The organism is Achromobacter sp. (assembly GCF_036567245.1).
Taxonomy (GTDB): Bacteria; Pseudomonadota; Gammaproteobacteria; order Burkholderiales; family Burkholderiaceae_B; genus Achromobacter.
In genome coordinates this window covers 1-2,939 of record NZ_DATCUY010000605.1, presented here as the reverse complement: position 1 = coordinate 2,939, position 2,939 = coordinate 1, and the positions used below count along the sequence as shown (strand labels likewise).

At 65.2% G+C, this 2,939-nt stretch carries 3 protein-coding genes; all 3 read right to left on the bottom strand.

Going from position 1 to position 2,939, the window contains the following annotated elements; genetic code table 11:
* Positions 1-150: 150 nt before the first annotated feature.
* Positions 151-660, bottom strand: a complete 510-nt coding sequence (locus VIR09_RS25635) for a YbjN domain-containing protein (RefSeq protein WP_332015407.1) — start codon at positions 658-660, stop codon at positions 151-153.
* 93 nt (positions 661-753) lie between these two features.
* Complete coding sequence (locus VIR09_RS25630; RefSeq protein ID WP_332015406.1) at positions 754-1,452, bottom strand: DNA repair protein; 699 nt, start codon at positions 1,450-1,452, stop codon at positions 754-756.
* 4 nt (positions 1,453-1,456) lie between these two features.
* Positions 1,457-2,939: putative porin (locus VIR09_RS25625; RefSeq protein ID WP_332015405.1), on the bottom strand; the 1,483-nt coding region annotated here is incomplete at its 5' end.

Below are 2,939 nucleotides of genomic sequence, written 5' to 3'. Positions count from 1 at the left end.
TTGCCACGCATCAGCGCCACGGCGCCGGCCAGCACCGCGATCAGCAGCACCGCCGCCGTCACGCGCAGCCGCGCGGGCTGATTGGAAAGAAAGTTCATGGTCGGAATCTCGCTTGCTTGGATGCGCCATTCGCCGGGCCCGGCGGATGGATCAGTTCGCCGCCTCGATCACAGCTTCTTGCTGCGCTTCTTGTTGCGCGTCCTGCAGGGGTTGGGCGGAATCGGCATCGGCGCCGGCTTCAGTAGTGGCATTGGCGCGCAGGAACAGCAGGAACTCCTGCAGCAGGCGATCCCACAGTTCGACGGTGGCGCGCAGGTAGTTCTCCGACACGCCGCCGGCCAGGATCACGTCCAGTTCCAGCACCAGGAACACGCCCTGCACCGTCAGGCGCGCGAAGCGCTTTTCCACGTTCCAGCGCTCGGCCAGTCCGGGCGGCAGTTCACCCTGCACACGCAGCGCGCAGCTCAGCGTGTAATCCAGGTAGTTGTCGGGCTCGACAGCGGGGTTGCCCATGCGCGCGGCGAAGCCCACGCCCTGGCTGGCGCTCAGCAGTTGCACCATGCCGTTCTGCTCGGACATGGTGACGCGATAACCCGCGGATTGCAGCAGTTCTTGCAGGCGTTCGGCGTTCACGTCGAGGATCAGGCTGGAGTCGGTCATTATGGTCATTCCCAAGTAAAAAAAGTTAATTCGGAAGTCAGGTTGCTCATTACAGTCTCCCTACATGAAAGAGATGAGACAGTTCCTGAACGATCAAGGTTGGGCCGTCGCGGCCGGAGCCGTGGCGCTGGCCTGCGCGTCATACAGCTGGTCGCCATACGCCTGCGCCTGCTCTTCGAACTTGACCCGCGCGCTGCCGGCGAACGGCTGCTTCATGGCCAGGATGCCGCCGGCGCCGATGCGTTCGTAGGCGTTCAGGATTTCCTTGCCGGCTTCGTACATATCGCGGTTCTTGGCGATGCAGGCCTTGGCCTCGGCATCACGCTGCGTCAGGCTGCGGGCCAGCGTCTGGCGTTCCGCTTCCTTGGCGCGCGACAGCGTCAGCAATTCGTCGTAGGCCCCCTTGAACTTGCCCAGCTGGGCGTGGCTGGCCGCCACCTGCGCCTGGGCGCTTTCCATTACGGCGCCCTGCTGCTCGGCCAGCTTCTCGGCCTGGCCCTTGGCGCTCGCCAGCTGGCCGCGCAGGGCAGCCAGTTCTTTCTGGGCGGCGTCGCGCTGGGTCTCGGCCGCGGCCTTGGCGGCGTTGACCTGGGCCTGTTCGCTTTGCAGCTGCTGCAGTTGCTGGGTGGTGCTGCGCAACTGGGCGCGCAGGCGCTCTTCCATGCTTTCGGCCTGCGCTGGCGCCACCACGCTCAAGCCCGCGGCACACAGGGCTGCGGCGGCGGCCAGCCGCCGGCCTCGACCCAGCGCCTGCGGGTGGCGCGATTCATCCCACAAGGTATGCATGTCCATGGCCTCAGAACCTGGCGTTGATCTCGAACTGCATGGTGTCGATGGACAGCGGCGCGCCGTAGATCTCGCGCGTGCTCATCCAGCGCAGGACGCCGTACACGTTCTTGTCGAAGGCGTACCCGCCGCCGATGTAATAGCCGCGGGCATTGGTGCCGCCCTGGTGGAACGACGAATCATTGAAGGCGTCGGGCAGCGCATCCGGCTGGATGTACTTGTAGCCAACGAAGGCCAGCCAGTCGCCCTTCTCCTTCAGGTCATACGACCGGCCCAGCGTGGCCTGCAGCATCCAGGCATTGGGACCGCTCTCGATATCGCCGTTCTCGCCGACGTTGGTGACGAGGTTGCCTTGCGAGCGGCTCATCATCTTGCTCTTGCTGTAGGCCAGGTTGCGGACGTAGTTGGCGTTCATGCGCAGGCCCAGGCCATTGAACACGCGCGTATCCCAGCGCAGGTTCAGGTCCAGCAGGTCGAACTTGGAGGCGAGGCCGACGTATTGCGGCTGCGGCGTGTTGGCCGGATCGGCCGGATTGGCGGTGATGTCACGCAGCAGGAACAGGCTGTTGCCCTTTTGCATGAAGGCCGGACGCGACCAGTCGGTGTCGCAGTTCTCCTGGCCGGCCCAAGGCGAGCAGGGGCTGGAGCGTTTGCCGGCGATGTTGTCGAAGTGGTAGTAGGCCAGCGCGCCGCGCAGGCTGTTGCTGTTGTTGATCTTCCAGTCGGCGCCGGCCTGGGCGGCCAGCAGCCATTTGTCCTCGCTCTTGCCTTCCGAGAGCGACGAGGAGTTCCAGCCATTGGAGCCGTATTCGGTAGAGAACGCGCCCAGGGTGCCGAACAGGGTCACGTCGCGGCCTTCCAGCGGATGCTTGAAGATCGCGGCGACGCCGTCGAAGTTCAGGTCGTTCGAGAACAGCAGGTCGGTGTACTCGAACGGATTGGCGATGCGGCCGCCCGTCAGCGTGGCCCACTTGGCCGGACGGTAGGTCAGGTAGGCCTGGTCGAGCCAGATGTCCTTCTTGCCCATGCCGCCGCCCAGCGTCTGGGTGGTCGAGACCGGGCTGTCGTCGCTGCCGGTGGCAAGGCGGATACCGGCCGTCCAGTCTTCCGAGATGTCGGCGCGCACGCCCAGGCGGGCGCGGATGCGCAGCTGGTTGCGCCGGTCCTCGCGCGTGTTCAGCATCGGCGGATAGTTGCTGTTGGTATTGCGGTTCAGGTCGTACGGACCCTTGGCATTGAGCTTGGCGAAATCGACGATTTCGTTGCTGTTGCTGTTCGAGTACAGGCGCGACTCGTCGCGCACCCGCACATCGCCGTCGATGGTGATGCGCGACACCCAATCGGGGAAGGTGTTCGGCTGGGCCCAGTTTTCTTCCTTGGCCTGCACCATCACTTCCGCCTTGACCTCGTCGCGGATCTGGTCGCGCACGGTCTGCGGAATGTAGGGCACGCGCACGTCGCCCGGCTGGGCCGCGGCGGCGCCGCGATCCTGC